General features: G+C 66.1%; 12 protein-coding genes. 8 read left to right on the top strand and 4 right to left on the bottom strand.

The features are described from left to right. Window positions 1-18: 18 nt before the first annotated feature. From msrA to aceE, 4 genes are all read right to left on the bottom strand, one after another. The gene (gene msrA / locus SD196_RS24815) at window positions 19-666 is read right to left on the bottom strand and encodes a peptide-methionine (S)-S-oxide reductase MsrA (protein ID WP_343576677.1); all 648 of its coding nucleotides are present in this window, start codon (window positions 664-666) and stop codon (window positions 19-21) included. Window positions 667-798: 132 nt separating this feature from the next. Beyond that, window positions 799-3,498 (bottom strand): putative bifunctional diguanylate cyclase/phosphodiesterase, encoded by a 2,700-nt coding sequence (locus SD196_RS24810; protein ID WP_331317826.1) that lies wholly within the window; start codon window positions 3,496-3,498, stop codon window positions 799-801. Between the two features lie 279 nt (window positions 3,499-3,777). Then, complete coding sequence (gene aceF, locus SD196_RS24805; protein WP_331317824.1) at window positions 3,778-5,424, bottom strand: dihydrolipoyllysine-residue acetyltransferase; 1,647 nt, start codon at window positions 5,422-5,424, stop codon at window positions 3,778-3,780. A gap of 11 nt (window positions 5,425-5,435) precedes the next feature. Continuing rightward, window positions 5,436-8,084, bottom strand: a complete 2,649-nt coding sequence (gene aceE, locus SD196_RS24800) for a pyruvate dehydrogenase (acetyl-transferring), homodimeric type (RefSeq protein WP_275608964.1) — start codon at window positions 8,082-8,084, stop codon at window positions 5,436-5,438. A gap of 244 nt (window positions 8,085-8,328) precedes the next feature. On the opposite strand from aceE, the gene glnE reads away from it, so the two are divergent. The 8 genes from glnE to SD196_RS24760 all read left to right on the top strand — a co-directional run bounded on the left by glnE (window position 8,329) and on the right by SD196_RS24760 (window position 18,585). Next, on the top strand, window positions 8,329-11,274 hold the full coding sequence (gene glnE, locus SD196_RS24795; protein ID WP_275608963.1) for a bifunctional [glutamate--ammonia ligase]-adenylyl-L-tyrosine phosphorylase/[glutamate--ammonia-ligase] adenylyltransferase: 2,946 nt from the start codon (window positions 8,329-8,331) through the stop codon (window positions 11,272-11,274). 309 nt (window positions 11,275-11,583) lie between these two features. Beyond that, entirely contained in the window at window positions 11,584-12,627 is a 1,044-nt protein-coding gene (gene waaF, locus SD196_RS24790) for a lipopolysaccharide heptosyltransferase II (protein WP_343576684.1), read from the top strand. Continuing rightward, window positions 12,624-13,694: a lipopolysaccharide heptosyltransferase I gene (waaC, locus tag SD196_RS24785; RefSeq protein ID WP_275608961.1), complete on the top strand. Its 1,071-nt coding sequence runs from the start codon at window positions 12,624-12,626 to the stop codon at window positions 13,692-13,694. Before waaF ends, waaC begins: the two co-directional genes overlap by 4 nt. Further along, the gene (locus SD196_RS24780) at window positions 13,691-14,812 is read left to right on the top strand and encodes a glycosyltransferase family 4 protein (protein ID WP_343576691.1); all 1,122 of its coding nucleotides are present in this window, start codon (window positions 13,691-13,693) and stop codon (window positions 14,810-14,812) included. The genes waaC and SD196_RS24780 overlap by 4 nt, the downstream gene beginning before the upstream one ends. Beyond that, window positions 14,809-15,615 carry a lipopolysaccharide core heptose(I) kinase RfaP gene (gene rfaP / locus SD196_RS24775; protein ID WP_275608959.1) on the top strand — a complete coding sequence of 269 codons (807 nt, stop codon included), beginning with the start codon at window positions 14,809-14,811 and terminating at the stop codon, window positions 15,613-15,615. Before SD196_RS24780 ends, rfaP begins: the two co-directional genes overlap by 4 nt. Next, window positions 15,615-16,349 carry a lipopolysaccharide kinase InaA family protein gene (locus SD196_RS24770; protein ID WP_343576694.1) on the top strand — a complete coding sequence of 245 codons (735 nt, stop codon included), beginning with the start codon at window positions 15,615-15,617 and terminating at the stop codon, window positions 16,347-16,349. Before rfaP ends, SD196_RS24770 begins: the two co-directional genes overlap by 1 nt. After that, window positions 16,346-17,101: a lipopolysaccharide kinase InaA family protein gene (locus SD196_RS24765; RefSeq protein WP_275608957.1), complete on the top strand. Its 756-nt coding sequence runs from the start codon at window positions 16,346-16,348 to the stop codon at window positions 17,099-17,101. Before SD196_RS24770 ends, SD196_RS24765 begins: the two co-directional genes overlap by 4 nt. Next, window positions 17,098-18,585, top strand: coding sequence for a lipopolysaccharide kinase InaA family protein (locus tag SD196_RS24760; protein ID WP_343576700.1), 1,488 nt, complete (start codon window positions 17,098-17,100; stop codon window positions 18,583-18,585). Before SD196_RS24765 ends, SD196_RS24760 begins: the two co-directional genes overlap by 4 nt. Window positions 18,586-18,588 lie beyond the last annotated feature (3 nt).

Genomic DNA, 18,588 nt, shown 5'->3' with positions numbered 1-18,588 from the left:
TAGGGTGAGGGGCTTTTGTTACGCCGGCAGGCACACGCCGGTGCCGCCCAGGCCGCAATAGCCGTTGGGGTTCTTCGCCAGGTACTGCTGGTGGTAGGCCTCGGCGTAGTAGAACGGCGGTACCTCGCGGATTTCCGTGGTGATCTCGCCGTAGCCCTTGGCGCTCAGCTCTTTCTGGAAGGCCGCGCGGCTGGCGTCGATGGCAGCTTTCTGCGCCTGGTCGAACCAGTAGACCGCCGAACGGTACTGGGTGCCGGTGTCGTTGCCCTGGCGCATGCCCTGGGTCGGGTCATGGGATTCCCAGAACACTTTGAGCAGCGCCTCGATGCTGGTCTCTCGCGGGTCGAAGACCACCAGCACCACTTCGCTGTGGCCGGTCAGGCCGGAGCAGACTTCATCGTAGGTCGGGTTCGGGGTCAGGCCGCCGGCATAACCCACCGCCGTCACCCACACGCCCGGCTGCTGCCAGAAACGCCGCTCGGCGCCCCAGAAGCAGCCCAGGCCCAGCACGATCTGCTGCAGGCCGGCGGGGAAGGGAGCAGTAAGCGGACGGCCATTGACGTAATGCGCTTCCGGCACTGGCATCGGGCTTTCCCGGCCCGGCAGGGCTTGGGCGGAGCTGGGCAGTTCCAGCTTGTGGGCAAGTATTTGCGAGCGCAGGGTCATGGCATTCGTCTCCTCTGAATGGGGGCGGCAATAGACTCGGGTACTCGCCGAAGATTACAGCGTTTGATTCGCTTTGCGGGATGTTTGAGCGGATTCGTGGGCATGGCTGCGGGCACGCCGCGCCAGAGCGGCTCAATTCGGGCGGCAGGGATAGCGTTGCAGGCTGGAGGAGAGATCGACGCCGGGAATCGGCCGGTCGAACAGGTAACCCTGGCCGATGTCGCAGCGGTTGCGCCGCAGGAAGGCCAGTTGGGCGGCGGTCTCGACGCCTTCGGCGACCACCTGCAGCTTGAGGTTGTGGGCCATGGCGATCACCGCCGAGGTGATCTCCATGTCGTCCTGGTTGTCGGGAATGTCCTTGATGAAGCTGCGATCGATCTTGATCACGTCGATGGGGAATTTCTTCAGGTAGCTCAGCGACGAGTAGCCGGTGCCGAAGTCGTCCATGGCCAGGGTCAGGCCGAGGTCCTTCAGGCTCTCCAGTTGCTGGCGGGTGTCATCGGTGGCGTCCAGCAGCAGGCTTTCGGTGAGTTCCAGTTCCATCTGGCCGGCGGGGATGCCTTCCTCGTGGAGGATCGCGGCGATGGAGCCGACCAGGTCGGGGTCGCTGAACTGCTTGGGTGACAGGTTGATGGCGATGTGCAGCTCGCCCAGGCCCTTGGCGGCCAGTTCGCGCACCTGTCGGCAGGCCTGGCGGATCACCCATTTGCCGATGGGGATGATCAGGCCGGTTTCCTCGGCCACGCTGATGAACTGGTCCGGGCGGATCATGCCCTTTTCCGGGTGCTGCCAGCGCAGCAGCGCTTCCAGGCCCAGCAGCTGCCCGCTGCGCAGGCACAGCTTGGGTTGGTAGTGCACCGCCAGTTCGTCCTGCACCAGCGCGCGGCGCAGGTTGCTTTCGACGAACAGCTTGTAGCTGGCCTCGGCGGTCATCGCTTCGGTGAAGGTCTGCACCTGGTGCTTGCCGTTGGCCTTGGCCTTGTGCAGCGCAAGGCCGGCGTGCTTCATCAGGGTCTGCGGGTCGTGGCCATGCTGTGGCGCGTAGGCGATACCGACGGAGCCGGTGATGCTGATCAGCTGGTTGTCGACGAACAGCGGCTTGTCGAGCACGTCGAGGATCTGTTCGGCGATCTGCTCGCCACGGCCGGCCACCGATTCTTCCAGCAGCACGGCGAATTCGTTGCTGGCGAAACGCGCCAGGGTGGTGTTGTCGCTCAGGCTGCTGCGCAGGCGCCGGGCCAGGTTGGCCAGCAGCTTGTCACCGGTCTGGTGGCCGAGGCTGTCGTTGATCCGCTTGAAATTGTCGATGTCCACCAGCAGCAGGCCCAGCGAGTGCCGGCTGCCGGCCTGCAGGCGCTCTTCCAGGGCGCTGATGAAGAAGTGCCGGTTGGCCAGCCCGGTGAGGTTGTCGCGGTAGGCGAGCTTCTCGATGTGCTGCTGGGCCAGCTTGCTCTGGGTGATGTCTTCGTAGATGCCGATGTAGTGGGTCAGTTCGCCCCGGTCGTCGTGGACCTTCGACAGCGACAGCTGGCCCCAGTAAGGCTCGAGGTTCTTGCGCCGGCTGCGGAATTCGCCCTGCCAGCTGTTCTGGGTGACCAGGGTGGAGCGCGCATCGAACAGCAGCTCGCTGAGGTTGGCCAGGGCGGGCAGTTCCGGCAGGTGGCGGCCGCGCACTTCATCGGCGCCGTACTGGGTGATGGCGGTGAAGCTGGGGTTGACGTATTCCACCAGCCCGTCGCGGTCGATCAGCAGGAAGGCGCTGGCGCTCTGCTCGACGGCGCGCTGGAACAGGTGCAGGGCGCTGGAGACGTTGCGCCGCTCGTGGTTCATCAGCACCTGGGCATACTGGTCGGCCAGTTCGCCGGCGAAGGCGATCTCGTCGCTCTGCCACATGCGCACTTCGCCGACGTGCTCCAGGCACAGCACCCCGACCACTTCGCCGCCGATGCGGATGGTGGCGTCGAGCATGGCGTTGACGCCCTGGGGGCGCAGGTAGCGCTTGGCCAATTCCTGGGTGCGCGGGTCCTGGATGGCATTGTGGGCGTCGATGGCGCGGCCGCTGTGCACCGCGTCGAGGTAGTGGGGGAAGCTGCTGGCGTCGATGTCCTGCGGCTTCTCGTACTGGTCGATGTCGCGGCGGTAGACGGTGACCGCTTCCAGACGATTGTCCGGATGCAGACGCCAGATGCCGGCGCGGGCCACGTCATAGACTTCGCAGGCGGCCTGGGCGATCAGCTGCGCGGCTTCCAGCAGCGGGTCGCTGGACAGGTAGCGGTGCCGCGCCAGGCGCACGATCAGGTTCTGCTGGGTGCGCGAGCGCACCAGGTGCTGCAGGTGTTCGTCCTGGGAACGCTGGTACATCTCCAGGGACATCTTCAGGCGCAGGTTCTGGGCTTCCAGTTCCTGCAGTCGTGGGTCCGGCGCGGCGGTCTGGGCGTCGCCCTCGTCCTGCAACAGGAAGCCGTGCAGCAGTTGCCGGCCGTGCTGCTGGAAGGCCTCGCCGACCTCCAGGATGTTCAGCGGGCCGCGCGGCGAGTGCAGGCAGTAGCGCACCTGGTAGCGACCGTCCTGCAGCAGTTGCTGCTGGACCTGCTCGTGCAGGCGATGCCGCGCCTCGGGCTCCATCAGGCTGGCGTAGGGGGCATCGAGGATGCCGCAGAGGTCCTGGGCGGGTACGCCGATCTGGCGTTCGCAGCCCGGGTCGAGGAACAGCAGGGTCCAGCTGGATTCGTTCAGGCGCTCGAAGCGCAACAGCCCGAGCCGCGAGGGGACCGGGAGTTGCGTGACAACCTCGGCCACCGAACGGCTGGCGGCATCGGGATGACTCTTCATGCGCGGTGTGATTTCCAGGTACGGGCGAGGTGCATTGCCTCGGCCGAATTCTATGGGCGTTGGCAAGATTTGCATGAGGCGTGGGGCGCTGACAAGCCAGGACTGTATCGGCCGTCACGCAGCGAAGTTGAGGCGGATGCGGGGCAGCGTCGATCGGAGTCGTGCGGACAAAAAGAAGCCCCGCCATCCGGCAGGGCTGGAGAGAACGAGCGTGGCGTGCTCGTCGAGAGGAAAGGCCGGCACGAGGCCGGCCTCTTGCAACACTTACAAGAGCAGCACTTACAGCAGCAGGGTGCGGATATCGCCCAGCAGGTCGGACAGGCGCTTGGTGTAGCGCGCCGCGGCCGCCCCGTTGATCACGCGGTGATCGTAGGACAGCGACAGCGGCAGCATCAGGCGCGGCTGGAAGGCCTTGCCGTCCCATACCGGCTGCATGGCCGCCTTGCTGACGCCCAGGATCGCCACTTCCGGCGCGTTGACGATCGGCGTGAAGCCGGTGCCGCCAATGTGGCCGAGGCTGGAGATGGTGAAGCAGGCGCCCTGCATGGCGTCGGCGGAGAGCTTCTTGGTGCGCGCTTTCTCGGCCAGTTCGGCGGCTTCGGCGGCGAGCTGCAGGAGGCTCTTCTGGTCGACGTTCTTGATCACCGGGACCAGCAGACCGTCCGGCGTGTCCACGGCGAAGCCGATGTGCACGTACTTCTTGCGGATCAGCGCCTTGCCGCTGGGGGCCAGCGAGCTGTTGAAGTCCGGCATTTCCTTGAGCAGGTGAGCACAGGCTTTCAGCAGGATCGGCAGCACGGTCAGCTTGACGCCAGCCTTCTCCGCGACGGCTTTCTGGGCCACGCGGAAGGCTTCCATCTCGGTGATGTCCGCCGAGTCGAACTGGGTCACGTGCGGCACGTTCAGCCAGCTGCGATGCAGGTTGGCGGCGCCGACCTGCATCAGGCGGGTCATCGCCACTTCTTCCACTTCGCCGAACTTGCTGAAGTCGACTTCCGGGATCGGCGGAATGCCCGCGCCACCGGTAGCGCCAGCCGGCGCGCCGGATTTGGCGCGTTGCAGTTGTTCCTTGACGAACGCCTGCACGTCTTCCTTGAGGATGCGGCCTTTCGGACCGGTGCCTTTCACTTCGGACAGCTCGACGCCGAACTCGCGGGCAACCATGCGCACGGCGGGGCCGGCGTGGACCTTGGCGCCGTCACGGCTGGGCGCGCCCACCGGAGCGACTTCCGCAGCCTTGGCAGGCGCGGCGGCAGCCGGTGCCGGAGCGGCAGCGGGGGCAGCAGCGGCCGGAGCCGGGGCAGCCGCCGGAGCAGCAGCCGCCGCCGGAGCTGCGGCGCCTGCGACCTTGAGCTTGAGGATCAGGTCGCCGGTGCCGACTTCGTCACCGATCTTGATCGACACGCTTTCCACCACGCCGGCAGCCGGCGAGGGGATTTCCATGCTGGCCTTGTCCGATTCCAGGGTGATCAGCGACTGGTCGGCCTCGACCGTGTCGCCGGCTTTCACCATGACTTCGATGACGTTGGCCTTGCCGGCGGAACCGATGTCCGGGACGTGGATGTCCTGGACGCTGGCGCCGGCGGCGGGCGCGGCAGCCGGCGCCGGGGCAGCGGCCGGAGCCTCTGCCTTCGGTGCCTCGGCAACCGGAGCCGGAGCTTCGGCCTTGGGCGCTTCGGCGGCGGCCGAACCACCTTCGACTTCCAGCTCGAGGATCTCGTCGCCTTCCTTCAGGGTGTCGCCCACCTTGACCTTCAGGCTCTTCACCACGCCGGCTTTGGGCGAGGGGATTTCCATGCTGGCCTTGTCCGACTCCAGGGTCAGCAGGCTCTGGTCGGCCTCGACGGTGTCGCCGACCTTGACCAGCAGTTCGATGACTTCACCCTGACCATTGCCGATGTCGGGTACACGAATCAGTTCGCTCATCGTGCCTCTCCTCAGCAGTCCAGCGGGTTACGTTTTTCGGGGTTGATACCGAACTTGGCGATGGCTTCCGCCACGACCTTGGGTTCGATATCGCCACGATCGGCCAGGGCTTCCAGCGCGGCCAGAACGACCCAGTGACGGTCCACTTCGAAGAAGTCGCGCAGCTTGCGGCGGCTGTCGCTGCGGCCGAAGCCGTCGGTGCCCAGCACCTTGTACTCCTTGCTCGGAACCCACTGACGGATCTGCTCGGCGTAGAGCTTCATGTAGTCGGTGGAGGCGATGACCGGGCCCTTGCGGCCGCCCAGGCACTCTTCGACGTAGCTCTGCTTGGGCTTCTGACCCGGGTGCAGGCGGTTCCAGCGCTCAACGGCCAGGCCATCACGGCGCAGTTCGTTGAAGCTCGGTACCGACCAGACGTCGGCGCCGATGCCGAAGTCGTTGCGCAGGATCTTCGCGGCTTCCTCGACTTCACGCAGGATGGTGCCCGAACCCAGCAGTTGCACGTGGTGCGCGGCGTCCTTCTTGTCCTCGTCGAGGAGGTACATACCCTTGATGATGCCTTCTTCGGCGCCCTTGGGCATGGCCGGCTGAACGTAGTTCTCGTTCATCACGGTGATGTAATAGAAGATGTCCTGCTGCTCTTCGATCATCTGGCGCGAGCCTTCGCGGATGATCACCGCCAGCTCGTAGGCGTAGGTCGGATCGTAGGTGCGGCAGTTCGGGATGGTCGCCGCCAGCAGGTGGCTGTGACCGTCTTCGTGCTGCAGGCCTTCACCGTTCAGGGTGGTACGGCCGGCGGTGCCGCCGATCAGGAAGCCGTGCGCGCGGCTGTCGCCAGCGGCCCAGGCCAGGTCGCCGATACGCTGGAAGCCGAACATCGAATAGAAGATGTAGAACGGCAGCATCGGCTGGTTGTGCGTGGAGTACGAGGTACCCGCGGCGATCCAGCTGGACATGGCGCCGGCTTCGTTGATGCCTTCCTCGAGGATCTGACCTTTCTTGTCCTCGCGGTAGAACATCACCTGGTCCTTGTCCACCGGCTCGTACAGCTGGCCGACGGAGGAGTAGATGCCCAGCTGGCGGAACATGCCTTCCATACCGAAGGTACGGGCTTCGTCCGGCACGATCGGGACGATGCGCGGGCCGAGTTCCTTGTCCTTGACCAGTTGCGAGATGATCCGCACGAAGGCCATGGTGGTGGAGATTTCGCGGTCGCCCGAGCCGTCGAGGATGGCCTTGAGGGTTTCCAGCGGGGGAACCGGGACCTGGAAGCTCTTCTCGCGGCGAACCGGCATCACGCCACCCAGCGCGGCACGGCGGGAAGCCAGGTACTTGGCTTCGGCGCTGCCTTCTTCGGGGCGGTAGAACGGCAGGTTTTCCAGGTCGGCATCCTTGATCGGGATGTCGAACTTGTCGCGGAACGACTTCAGGGACTCGACGTCGACCTTCTTGACGTTGTGCGCGATGTTCTTCGCTTCGCCCGAACCGGTACCGTAGCCCTTGATGGTCTTGGCCAGGATGACGGTCGGCTGGCCCTTGTGGTTGACCGCCTGGTGGTAGGCCGCATAGACCTTGTAGGGGTCGTGGCCGCCACGGTTGAGTTTCCAGATCTCTTCGTCGGAGAGGTCCTTGACCATCTCCAGCAGCTCCGGACGCGCACCGAAGAAGTGCTCACGCACGTAGGCGCCGTCCTTTGCCTTGTAGTTCTGGTATTCGCCGTCGATGACCTCGTCCATGCGCTGCTGCAGCAGGCCGGCTTCGTCCTTGGCGAACAGCGGGTCCCAGAAGCGACCCCAGACCACCTTGTTGACGTTCCACTCGGCGCCACGGAACACGCCTTCGAGTTCCTGGATGATCTTGCCGTTGCCGCGAACCGGGCCGTCGAGGCGCTGCAGGTTGCAGTTGATGACGAAGATCAGGTTGTCCAGCTTTTCGCGGCCGGCCAGGGAGATCGCGCCCAGGGATTCGGGCTCGTCGCACTCGCCGTCGCCCATGAAGCACCAGACCTTCTGCTTGCCGGCAGGGATGAAGCCACGGCTTTCCAGGTACTTCATGAAGCGCGCCTGGTAGATCGCCTGGATCGGGCCCAGACCCATGGAGACGGTCGGGAACTGCCAGAAGTCCGGCATCAGCCAGGGGTGCGGGTAGGAGGACAGGCCGTTGCCGTCCACTTCCTGACGGAAGTTGTTCAGCTGGTCTTCGCTGATGCGGCCTTCGAGGAAGGCGCGGGCATAGACGCCGGGGGAGGCGTGGCCCTGGAAGAACACCAGGTCGCCGCCGTGTTCGTCGGTCGGGGCCTGGAAGAAGTAGTTGAAGCCAACGTCGTACAGGGTCGCGGACGAAGCGAAGGAGGAGATGTGGCCGCCCAGATCCGGGTCGTTCTTGTTGGCCTTCATCACCATCGCCAGGGCGTTCCAGCGTACCAGCGAGCGGATGCGGCGTTCCATGAACAGGTCGCCGGGCATGCGGGCTTCGTGGGTGACCGGAATGGTGTTGCGGTACGGCGTGGTGATGGCGTAGGGCAGTTGGGTACCGGTACGGGTAGCCAGTTCGCCCATGCGGGTCATCAGGTAATGGGCGCGTTCCTCACCTTCACGGTCCAGGACCGATTCCAGGGCGTCCAGCCATTCCTGGGTTTCGACGGGATCAAGGTCTTGCATGGCTTGCTCCAGGGCGGAAAGGCTTCCAGAATCGGAAGCCAGTAGATCGTTGCCGATAGCTGCGCCGGCCTCGTGGGCGACGCGGCGAATTCTTGGAAGTACACCGGGGGTGCGCCCGGCGGGTTGTAGTTTTACTACAAATCGCTGACAGATACATCCCTCTGCCAGAAAAAGTTAGTAGTAAAACTACAGGGGCGCGAAAAGACAGGAATGCCGGCGCCTCGCCGACCCCTCAGGATAGAACATGAGCCTGCCGTCCCTGGCCGCTGTGCCGGCCACCCTGAAGCCCCTCGCCGAACGGGCGGAACAGAATTTCCGCACCGCCGTTTCCCAGCTTTCTCCCGAGCAGATCGCCAGTTTCGACGGCTGGTCCGACGAGCGGCATGCCGATTTCGCCCGCGTGACCGCCGGCAGCGACTTCGTCGCCGAACAGGTCCAGCGCGATCCTGCCTTTCTATTGGAGCTGGCCGCGACCGGTGAGCTGGAGCGCGGCCTGCAGCCGGGCGAGATGCGTGCGCAACTGGAAGCGCTGTTGCACGAATGCGCCGATGAGGACGAGCTGGGCCGCCGTCTGCGCCGTTTCCGCCGGCGCCAGCAGGTGCGCATCATCTGGCGCGACCTGACCCGTCGCTGCGACCTGGCCGGCACCTGCCGCGATCTGTCCGACCTCGCCGACGCCTGCATCGACCAGGCTTACCAATGGCTGTACGCCCGCCATTGCCAGCAGTTCGGTACGCCCATCGGCAATCGTTCCGGGCTGCCGCAGCACCTGATCGTGCTGGGCATGGGCAAGCTGGGGGCGGGCGAGCTGAACCTGTCTTCGGACATCGACCTGATCTTCGGCTACCCCGAAGGCGGCGAAACCCAGGGCGCCAAGCGCGCACTGGATAACCAGGAGTTCTTCACCCGCCTGGGGCAGAAGCTGATCAAGGCGCTGGACGCCATCACCGTCGACGGTTTCGCCTTCCGCGTCGACATGCGCCTGCGGCCATACGGCTCCAGCGGCCCGCTGGTGTACAGCTTCGCTGCGCTGGAGCAGTACTACCAGGACCAGGGCCGCGACTGGGAACGCTACGCGATGATCAAGGCGCGGGTGGTCGGCGGCGACCAGGATGCCGGCCAGCGCCTGCTGGAAATGCTGCGTCCCTTCGTTTACCGCCGTTACCTGGACTTCTCCGCCATCGAAGCGCTGCGCACCATGAAGCAGCTGATCCAGCAGGAGGTCCGGCGCAAGGGCATGAGCGAGAACATCAAACTCGGCGCCGGCGGCATCCGCGAGGTGGAGTTCATCGCCCAGGCCTTCCAGCTGATCCACGGTGGCCGCGACCTCAGCCTGCAGCAGCGGCCGTTGCTGCGCGTGCTGGCGATCCTCGAAGGCCAGGGCTACCTGCCGCCGCAGGTAGTCGCCGAGCTGCGCGAGGGCTACGAATTCCTGCGCTACGCCGAGCACGCCCTGCAGGCCATCGCTGATCGGCAGACGCAGATGCTGCCGGAGGACGAGCTGGAACGCATCCGCGTGGCTTTCATCATGGGTTACGCCAACTGGTCGGCGTTCCACGACGCCATCAATCACTGGCGCGAGCGCATCGACTGGCACTTCCACCAGGTCATCGCCGACCCCGACGAAGACGAGGACGGCAAGGTCGACACCACCATCGGCGGCGAGTGGATTCCGATCTGGGAAGAGGCGGTGGACGAGGAGTCCGCCTGCCGGCAGTTCGCCGATGCCGGGTTCGCCCAGCCGGCGGCGGCCTGGAAGCGTCTGACCGACCTGCGCCACGGTGCGCAGGTGCGCGCCATGCAGCGCCTGGGTCGGGAGCGGCTGGATGCCTTCATGCCGCGCCTGCTGAACATGATCGCCGAGCGCGGTCCGGCGGACGTGCTGCTGGAGCGTACGCTGCCCCTGATCGAGGCGGTGGCCCGACGTTCGGCCTATCTGGTGCTGCTGACCGAGAACCCAGGCGCCCTGGAGCGCCTGCTGACCCTCTGCGCGGCCAGCCCTATGGTGGCCGAGCAGATCGCCAAGTTTCCCATCCTGCTCGACGAGCTGTTGAACGAAGGGCGCCTGTTCCGTCCGCCGCAGGCCGCCGAACTGGGCGCCGAGCTGCGCGAGCGGCTGATGCGCATCCCCGAGGATGACCTCGAGCAGCAGATGGAAACCCTGCGTCACTTCAAGCTGGCCCATGCCCTGCGTGTGGTGGCCTCGGAAATCGCCGGCACCCTGCCGCTGATGAAGGTCAGCGACTACCTGACCTGGCTGGCCGAGGCGATCCTCGAACAGGTGCTGGCGCTGGCCTGGGATCAACTGGTGCAGCGCCACGGACGCCCGACCCGCGTCGACGGCACGCCCTGCGATCCGGACTTCATCATTATTGGCTACGGCAAATCGGGCGGGTTGGAGCTGGGCCACGGCTCGGACCTGGACCTGGTGTTCATCCACGACGGCGACCCGCAGAGCGAGACTGACGGCGAGAAGTCCATCGATGGCGCGCAGTTCTATACGCGCCTGGGGCAGAAGATCATTCACTTCCTTACCGCGCAGACGCCGTCCGGTACGCTTTATGAGGTGGATATGCGCTTGCGCCCCAGTGGCGCTTCGGGCCTGCTGGTCAGTTCGTTGCGCGCCTTCGAGGCCTACCAGATGGGCGAAGCCTGGACCTGGGAGCACCAGGCGTTGGTGCGCGCCCGCGTGCTGGCCGGCTGCAAGCGGGTGGCCGGCGCCTTCGAGGCGATCCGCGCGAAAGTGCTGGGCCAGCAACGCGACCTGGCGGAGCTGCGCAAGGAAGTCAGCGAGATGCGCGCGAAGATGCGCGACAACCTGGGCACCCCTGGCACGGCCGCCGGCACCGCGAAAAATGCCTTCGAGGCCGCGTCGTCGTTCGATCTCAAGCAGGACGCCGGTGGTATCGTCGATATCGAATTTATGGTGCAATACGCGGCCCTGGCCTGGTCGTGGCAGCACCCGGAGCTGCTGGAGTTCACCGACAACATCCGCATTCTGGATGGCCTGGAGCGGGTTGGCCTGATGTCCGGTGAAGATGTCCTTCGCCTGCAGGATGCCTACCGGGCGTATCGTGCGGCGGCCCATCGACTGTCCCTGCAGAAGCAGCCGGGCGTCGTGAGCGGTGACCACTTCCATGCGGAGCGGCGCATGGTGATGTCGATGTGGAAGGCCTTCGAGCTGACCTGAATCGCTGCGGATTTCCCACGAAATACCCAGCCTGCGGCGGGATGACGATCGCCGCAGCGGCTTGCGCTGTGAGCGCGCATTCGTTGCGGAGAGCGCCGGGGTTGGGGAGCAATTGATGTCAGGAACAGGGCGCATGATGCCATTGCGCCAGGTCACAGGGAGTGACGAAATCCGCCCGGCAGGCGCGCCGGCTGGGCTAGACTGCCGGCATTCGATGCCCGGCACCCGACCGTAACGGCCCGCGCCGAACGGCTGGATGAATGGAGTACGGGGAGGCGAGAGCCTCCCCGGTCGTTTTTCGGAAAACGCATGAGAATTCTGATCGTAGGCCCCTCCTGGGTGGGCGACATGGTGATGGCGCAGACGCTGTTCCACTGCCTGAAGCAGCGCCATCCCGACTGTGTGATCGACGTGCTGGCGCCTGACTGGAGCCGGCCGATCCTCGAGCGCATGCCTGAAGTGCGCCAGGCGCTGAGCTTCCCGCTCGGCCACGGCGTGCTGGACATCGCCGCGCGCCGGCGCATCGGCAAGTCCCTCAAGGGGCAATACGACCAGGCCATCCTGCTGCCGAACTCGCTGAAGTCGGCGCTGGTGCCGTACTTCGCCGGCATCCCCAGGCGCACCGGCTGGAAAGGCGAGATGCGCTACGGACTGCTCAACGACATCCGCACGCTCGACAAGGAGCGCTACCCGCTGATGATCGAGCGCTTCATGGCACTGGCTTATGAGGCCGGCGCCGAGCTGCCGCAACCTTATCCACAGCCCCGCCTGTCCATCGAGGCGCAGAGCCGCGATGCCGCCCTGGCCAAGTTCGGTCTGAGCCTGGACCGCCCGGTGCTGGCGCTGTGCCCTGGCGCCGAGTTCGGCGAGGCCAAGCGCTGGCCGGCCGAGTACTACGCCAAGGTGGCTGAGGCCAAGATTCGCGCCGGCTGGCAGGTTTGGATCTTCGGCTCGAAGAACGATCATCCCGGCGGCGAGGACATCCGCTCGCGGCTGATCCCTGGTCTGCGCGAGGAATCGGTGAACCTGGCCGGCGAGACCGCCCTGGCCGAGGCCATCGACCTGATGTCCTGCGCCGGCGCCGTGGTCACCAACGATTCCGGCCTGATGCACGTGGCTGCCGCGCTGAACCGCCCGCTGGTTGCGGTCTACGGCTCCACCTCGCCGCAGTTCACCCCGCCCCTGGCCGAACATGTGGAAATCGTCCGCCTCGGCCTGGAGTGCAGCCCCTGCTTCGACCGCGTGTGCCGCTTCGGCCACTACAACTGCCTGCGCGAACTCAAGCCCAGTCCGGTGCTTGAAGCGCTGGACCGTCTGGTCGCCGACCCGGTGGACGTGGAAAGCGCGGAATGAGGGTGCTGTTGATCAAGACGTCGTCCCTGGGCGACGTCATCCATACCCTGCCGGCGCTCACCGACGCCGCCCGAGCCATTCCCGGCATCCAGTTCGACTGGGTAGTCGAGGAGGGCTTCGCCGAGATTCCCGCCTGGCATCCGGCGGTGGCCCAGGTTATCCCGGTGGCGATCCGCCGCTGGCGCAAGAACCTCTGGCAGACGCTCAAGAGCGGCGAATGGAGCCGTTTCAAGCGGCGCCTGAAGGAAGTCGACTACGACCTGGTGATCGATGCCCAGGGCCTGCTCAAGAGCGCGTGGCTGACCCGCTACGTGCGCCGCCGCACCCCTGTCGCCGGGCTGAACCGCGAGTCCGCCCGTGAGCCGGCTGCCAGCCGCTTCTATCGCCGCACCTACCCGGTCGCCTGGGGCCAGCACGCCGTCGAGCGCGTGCGCCAGTTGTTCGCCCAGGCGCTGGACTACCCGCTGCCCAGCGGCACCGGCGACTACGGCCTGGACCGCAGCCGCCTGCTGGACTCGGTGGAAACCGAGCCTTACCTGGTCTTCCTGCACGGCACCACCTGGGTCACCAAGCACTGGCCCGAGGCCTACTGGCGCGAGCTGGCCGAGCGCATGGGCGAGCGCGGCTGGTCGGTGCGCCTGCCCTGGGGCAACGACGCCGAGCGCCAGCGCGCCGAGCGACTGGCCCAGGGCTTGGAAAATGCCTCGGTGCTCCCCAAATTAAGCCTCGCAGGCATGGCCAAGGTACTGGCCGGCGCTTCCGCCTGCGTGGCGGTCGACACCGGGCTCGGACACCTGGCAGCCGCGCTGGACGTGCCGACGCTCTCGCTGTTCGGCCCGACCAATCCGGGCTTGACCGGCGCCTACGGGCGTTCGCAGGTGCACCTGGCCAGCGACTGGTCTTGCGCGCCCTGTTTGCAGAAGACCTGCACCTACCAGCCGACGGCCGAAGACAAGCGCCAATTCGACCTGCGGCATGAACAGCCCCTGTGCTTCACGCGCCTCAATCCGCAGCGTGTGGCGACGCAGTTGGAGGCTCTGCTGCTGGCCCCGGAGACGCTTCGATGACCCTGGCTTTCGTCCTCTATAAATACTTCCCGTTCGGCGGGCTGCAGCGCGACTTCATGCGCATCGCCCTGGAGTGCCAGAAACGCGGCCACGCCATTCGCGTCTACACGCCGATCTGGGAGGGCGAGATTCCGCCCGGTTTCGATGTGCGCGTGGCGCCGGTGAAGGCGCTGTTCAACCATCGCCGCAACGAGAAGTTCAGCGCCTGGCTGGCCGCCGATCTCGCGCGCTCGCCGGTGGATCGGGTGATCGGCTTCAACAAGATGCCGGGTCTGGACCTCTACTACGCCGCCGACGGCTGTTTCGAGGACAAGGCGCAGACGCTGCGCAATCCGATCTACCGTCGCTGGGGCCGCTACAAGCACTTCGCCGACTACGAGCGCGCGGTGTTCGCGCCCGAGTCCAAGACCGAGATCCTGATGATCTCCGAAGTCCAGCAGCCGCTGTTCATCAAGCACTACCGCACCCCGGAAGCGCGTTTCCATCTGCTGCCGCCGGGCATCGCCCAGGATCGCCGCGCGCCGGCCAACGCCGCGGATATCCGCGCCGAGTTCCGTCGCGAGTTCAAGCTGGCCGATGACGACCTGCTGCTGGTGCAGATCGGCTCTGGCTTCAAGACCAAGGGCCTGGATCGCAGCCTGAAGGCGCTGGCCGCGCTGCCGCGCTCGCTGCGCAAGCGAACCCGGCTGATCGCCATCGGCCAGGACGACCCCAAGCCCTTCCTCCTGCAGGTGAAGGCGCTGGGGCTGTCGGACAACGTGCAGATACTCAAGGGGCGCAGCGACATCCCGCGCTTCCTGCTGGGCGCCGACCTGCTGATCCACCCGGCGTACAACGAAAACACCGGCACCGTGCTGCTGGAAGCGGTGGTGGCGGGGCTGCCGGTGCTGGTCACCGATGTCTGCGGCTACGCCCACTACATCGACGAAGCCAAGGCCGGCCGGGTAGTGCCGTCGCCCTTCGAGCAGGACGCTTTCAACACCATGCTCAAGGACATGCTGGAGGACGATGCCGCGCGTGCCGAATGGTCGCGCAATGGCCTGGGCTTCGCCGACACCGCCGATCTCTACAGCATGCCGCAGCATGCCGCCGACCTGATCCTGCGGGAGCGCGCATGAAGCTCGAACTGCACGAGCCGTTCAAGACCCTCTGGGTCGGCAAGGACCCCTTCACTGAGGTCGAGCGCCTGCAGGGCAAGGTCTACCGCGAGCTGGAAGGGCGCCGTACGCTGCGCACCGAAGTCGACGGGCGCGGCTACTTCGTGAAGATTCATCGTGGCATCGGCTGGGGCGAGATCGTCAAGAACCTGTTCAGCGTGAAGCTGCCGGTGCTCGGCGCGGGCCAGGAACAGCGCGCCCTGGAGCGCCTGCACCAGGCCGGCGTTGCGACCATGACCTCGGTGGCCTATGGCGAGCGCGGCGGCAACCCGGCCGCCCAGCATTCCTTCATCATCACCGAGGAGCTGGCGCCGACCACCGACCTGGAGGTCCTGTCGCTGGACTGGCGGCAGCAGCCGCCGGAGCCGCGCCTCAAACGCGCGCTGATCGCCGAAGTGGCGAAGATGGTTGGCACCATGCACCGCGCCGGGGTGAACCACCGCGACTGCTACATCTGCCATTTCCTGCTGCACACCGATCGCCCTATCAGTGCCGATGACCTGCGCCTGTCGGTGATCGACCTGCACCGCGCCCAGACCCGTGATTCCACACCGCGCCGCTGGCGCAACAAGGACCTGGCCGCGCTGTACTTCTCCGCGCTGGACATCGGCCTGACGCGCCGCGACAAACTGCGCTTCCTGCGCGATTACTTCGGTAAGACGCTGCGTGACATCCTGCGCGACGAGGCCGCGCTGCTGGCGTGGATGGAGCGCAAGGCGGCCAAGCTGTACGACCGCAAGCAACGTTATGGAGACCTGCTCTGATGGCCGGCTGGGCACTCGAAGCCGACTACCAGCACCTGGCCGCCGACTTCGGCAGCCTGGATGCCGTGTTCGCCCTCGACGGCGATCGCATCACCAAGGATGCGATGTCCGATGTCATCCGCGTGGAGCGCGCGGGTGTGCGCTACTACGTCAAGCGCTACCGCAAGCCGGGCAAGGGCTTTCGCCGCTATCTGCCGCGCCCCCGGGTCAAGGCCGAGTGGCAGAACCTCAAGCAGTTCGCCAAGTGGGGCATCCCCACGGCGCAGGTGGTGGCCCATGGTCTTGAGCGCGTGGACGGCGCCTTCGCCCGTGGCGCGATCATCACCCGCGAGCTGGTCGGCACCGAGGACCTGCACGCCCTGGCCAAGCGCAACGATCCGCGCTTGAAGGATCGCGCCTGGGTCAAGCACGTCAGCAGGCAGTTGGCGAGCTACACGCGGATCATGCATGACCACCACTTCACCCATAACGACCTGAAGTGGCGAAACATCCTGGTGGATGAAACCGGCAAGGTGTATTTCATCGATTGCCCTATCGGCGGCTACTGGGTCAGCTTCATGCTGCGCTACCGCATCACCAAGGACCTGGCGACCCTCGACAAGGTCGCCAAGCACCATCTTTCCTACACGCAGCGTCTGCAGTTCTACCTGCTGTACCGGCGCCGCGAACGATTGAACGTGTCGGACAAGAAGCGTGTCCGGCAGATCGTCCATTTCTTCGAGGGACGCGAGTGAAGGATTTCATTGCCAGCGACGATCAGGCGCTGCTCGAGCGCAACGCCCTGGCCGATTTCGATGCCCTGTGGAACCTTGAGCTGGAAGCCGTGGACGAACCCAACACCGAGCGTGGTGGCTGGAGCAGTGTCTATCGCCTGGAGCTGGACGGCACCGCCTACTATCTCAAGCGCCAGAGCAATCACCTGACCCGCAGCGTCCGCAAGCCCATGGGCGAGCCGACCTTCAGCCGCGAGTTCCGCAATATCCAGCGCTACCACCAGCTTGGCATCCCCTCGATGCAGGCGGCCTTCTTTGGCGCGCGGCAGGTCGGCGGCGAACGCCGGGCGATCCTGATGACCCGTGCCCTGGATGGCTGGCGCGACCTGGACAGCCTGCTGCAGGGCTGGTCGAACCTCTCCGCCGAGCGGCGCCAGGCCATCCTGCACGCCTGCGGCATGCTTGCCCGCCGCCTGCACGAGGCCGGGCAGATGCATGGCTGCTTCTACCCCAAGCACATTTTCCTGCGCGAGACGGACGACGCCTATGAAGCGACCCTGATCGACCTGGAGAAGACCCGTCCGCTGTGGTTCGGCCAGCGCGACCGCGTGCGCGATCTCGAACCGCTGCTGCGCCGCGCGCCGGACTGGAACGAGACCGACGTGCGCAACCTGCTGGCGGCCTATCTCGGCACCTCGGCCAGCGGCCGCGAGGTCGACGACTGGTACCGCCGCCTGGGCGCTCGCCGCAAGAAGAAGGAAGGCCGCGCATGAGGTTGTCTGCCCTGCGCGACGCCGGCCGCACCCCCGCGCTGCCGCTGCGCGTCGAGCTGGAGGATGGCGCCGGCGCCGCCGAGCTGCGCCTGGATAGCCTGCTTCGCACTCTGCCTGGACAGCGCTATGTTGGCGCGGCCAATTGGCGCGGCCGCCCGGCGCTGGCCAAGTTGCTGGTCGGCGGCAAGGCCGCGCGGCACTTCCAGCGTGAGCGCGAAGGCGTGCGCCTGCTCGCCGAGCAGGGCCTGACCACGCCGACTCTGCTGGCCGACGGCCTCAAGGACGGCGAGGGCGGCTGGCTGCTCTTCGAGTTCCTGGATAACGCCCAGAGCCTCTGGGATGCCTGGCGCGCGGTGGAAGGCCAGTCGGTGCTGTCCGATGAACAGGCCGCGATCATCGCCGAAGCCCTGACCGCTATCGCCCAGATGCATGCCAAGGGCCTGTGGCAGGAGGACCTGCACCTGGACAATCTGCTGCGCCATGGTGGCAGGCTGTACCTGATCGATGGTGCTGGCATCCGTGCGGAAACGCCCGGCCAGCCGCTGTCGCGCAAGCAGGTGCTGGAAAACCTCGGCGTGTTCTTTGCCCAATTGCCGGCCAGCCTCGATCCGTACCTCGAAGAACTGCTGATCCACTATCTGCTGGCCAACGGCGAGCACGCGCTGCCGCTGGAAGCCCTGCAGAAGGAAATCGCCAAGGTGCGCCGCTGGCGCGTGGGCGACCTGATGAAGAAGATCGCCCGCGACTGCAGCCTGTTCAGCGTGTTCAAGGGCCCGTTCGGCCTGCGCGCGGTGCGTCGCGAGGAAGAGTCCGGCCTGCAGCCGCTGCTGGCCGATCCGGATGCTTTCATCGCCAAGGGGCACATCTACAAGACCGGTGGCGCGGCGACCGTCGCCAAGGTCGAGCTCGATGGCCGCCCCCTGGTCATCAAGCGTTACAACATCAAGAACCTGCTGCACTGGTTCAAGCGCTTCTGGCGTCCCAGCCGCGCCTGGGGCTCCTGGCGCGAGGGCAATCGCCTGGACTTCCTCGGCATCGCCACCCCGCGCCCGCTGGCGGTCCTCGAACGTCGTTGGTTCTGGCTGCGTGGCCCGGCCTTCCTGATTACCGATTACCTGGCGGGTCAGGATATAATCGCCCGTTTCAAACCCTACCTGGACCAACCGGAGGGGGGCGGCCTGCCGCCGGAAACAGAGCTTGTGGCCCTGGACAGACTGTTCGCGGCGCTGGTGCGTGAGCGCATCAGCCATGGCGACCTGAAGGGGCACAACCTGTTCTGGCAGGAGCAGGGCGAAGGTGGGCAATGGTCCTTGATCGACCTCGATGCCATGCAGCGCCACTCGCGAGAAGCGAGCTTCGCCCGCGCCTATGCCCGTGACCGTGCGCGCTTCCTGCGCAACTGGCCAGAGGGCAGCGCACTGCACCAGCTGCTCGACGAACGTTTACCGCGGGTGCCCGGCACCCGCCCAGATGAAAGAGGCTAGACC

Source organism: Pseudomonas macauensis (assembly GCF_047902425.1).
In the GTDB taxonomy this organism is placed as follows: Bacteria; Pseudomonadota; Gammaproteobacteria; order Pseudomonadales; family Pseudomonadaceae; genus Pseudomonas.
This window is presented reverse-complemented; position numbering and strand designations above follow the sequence as displayed.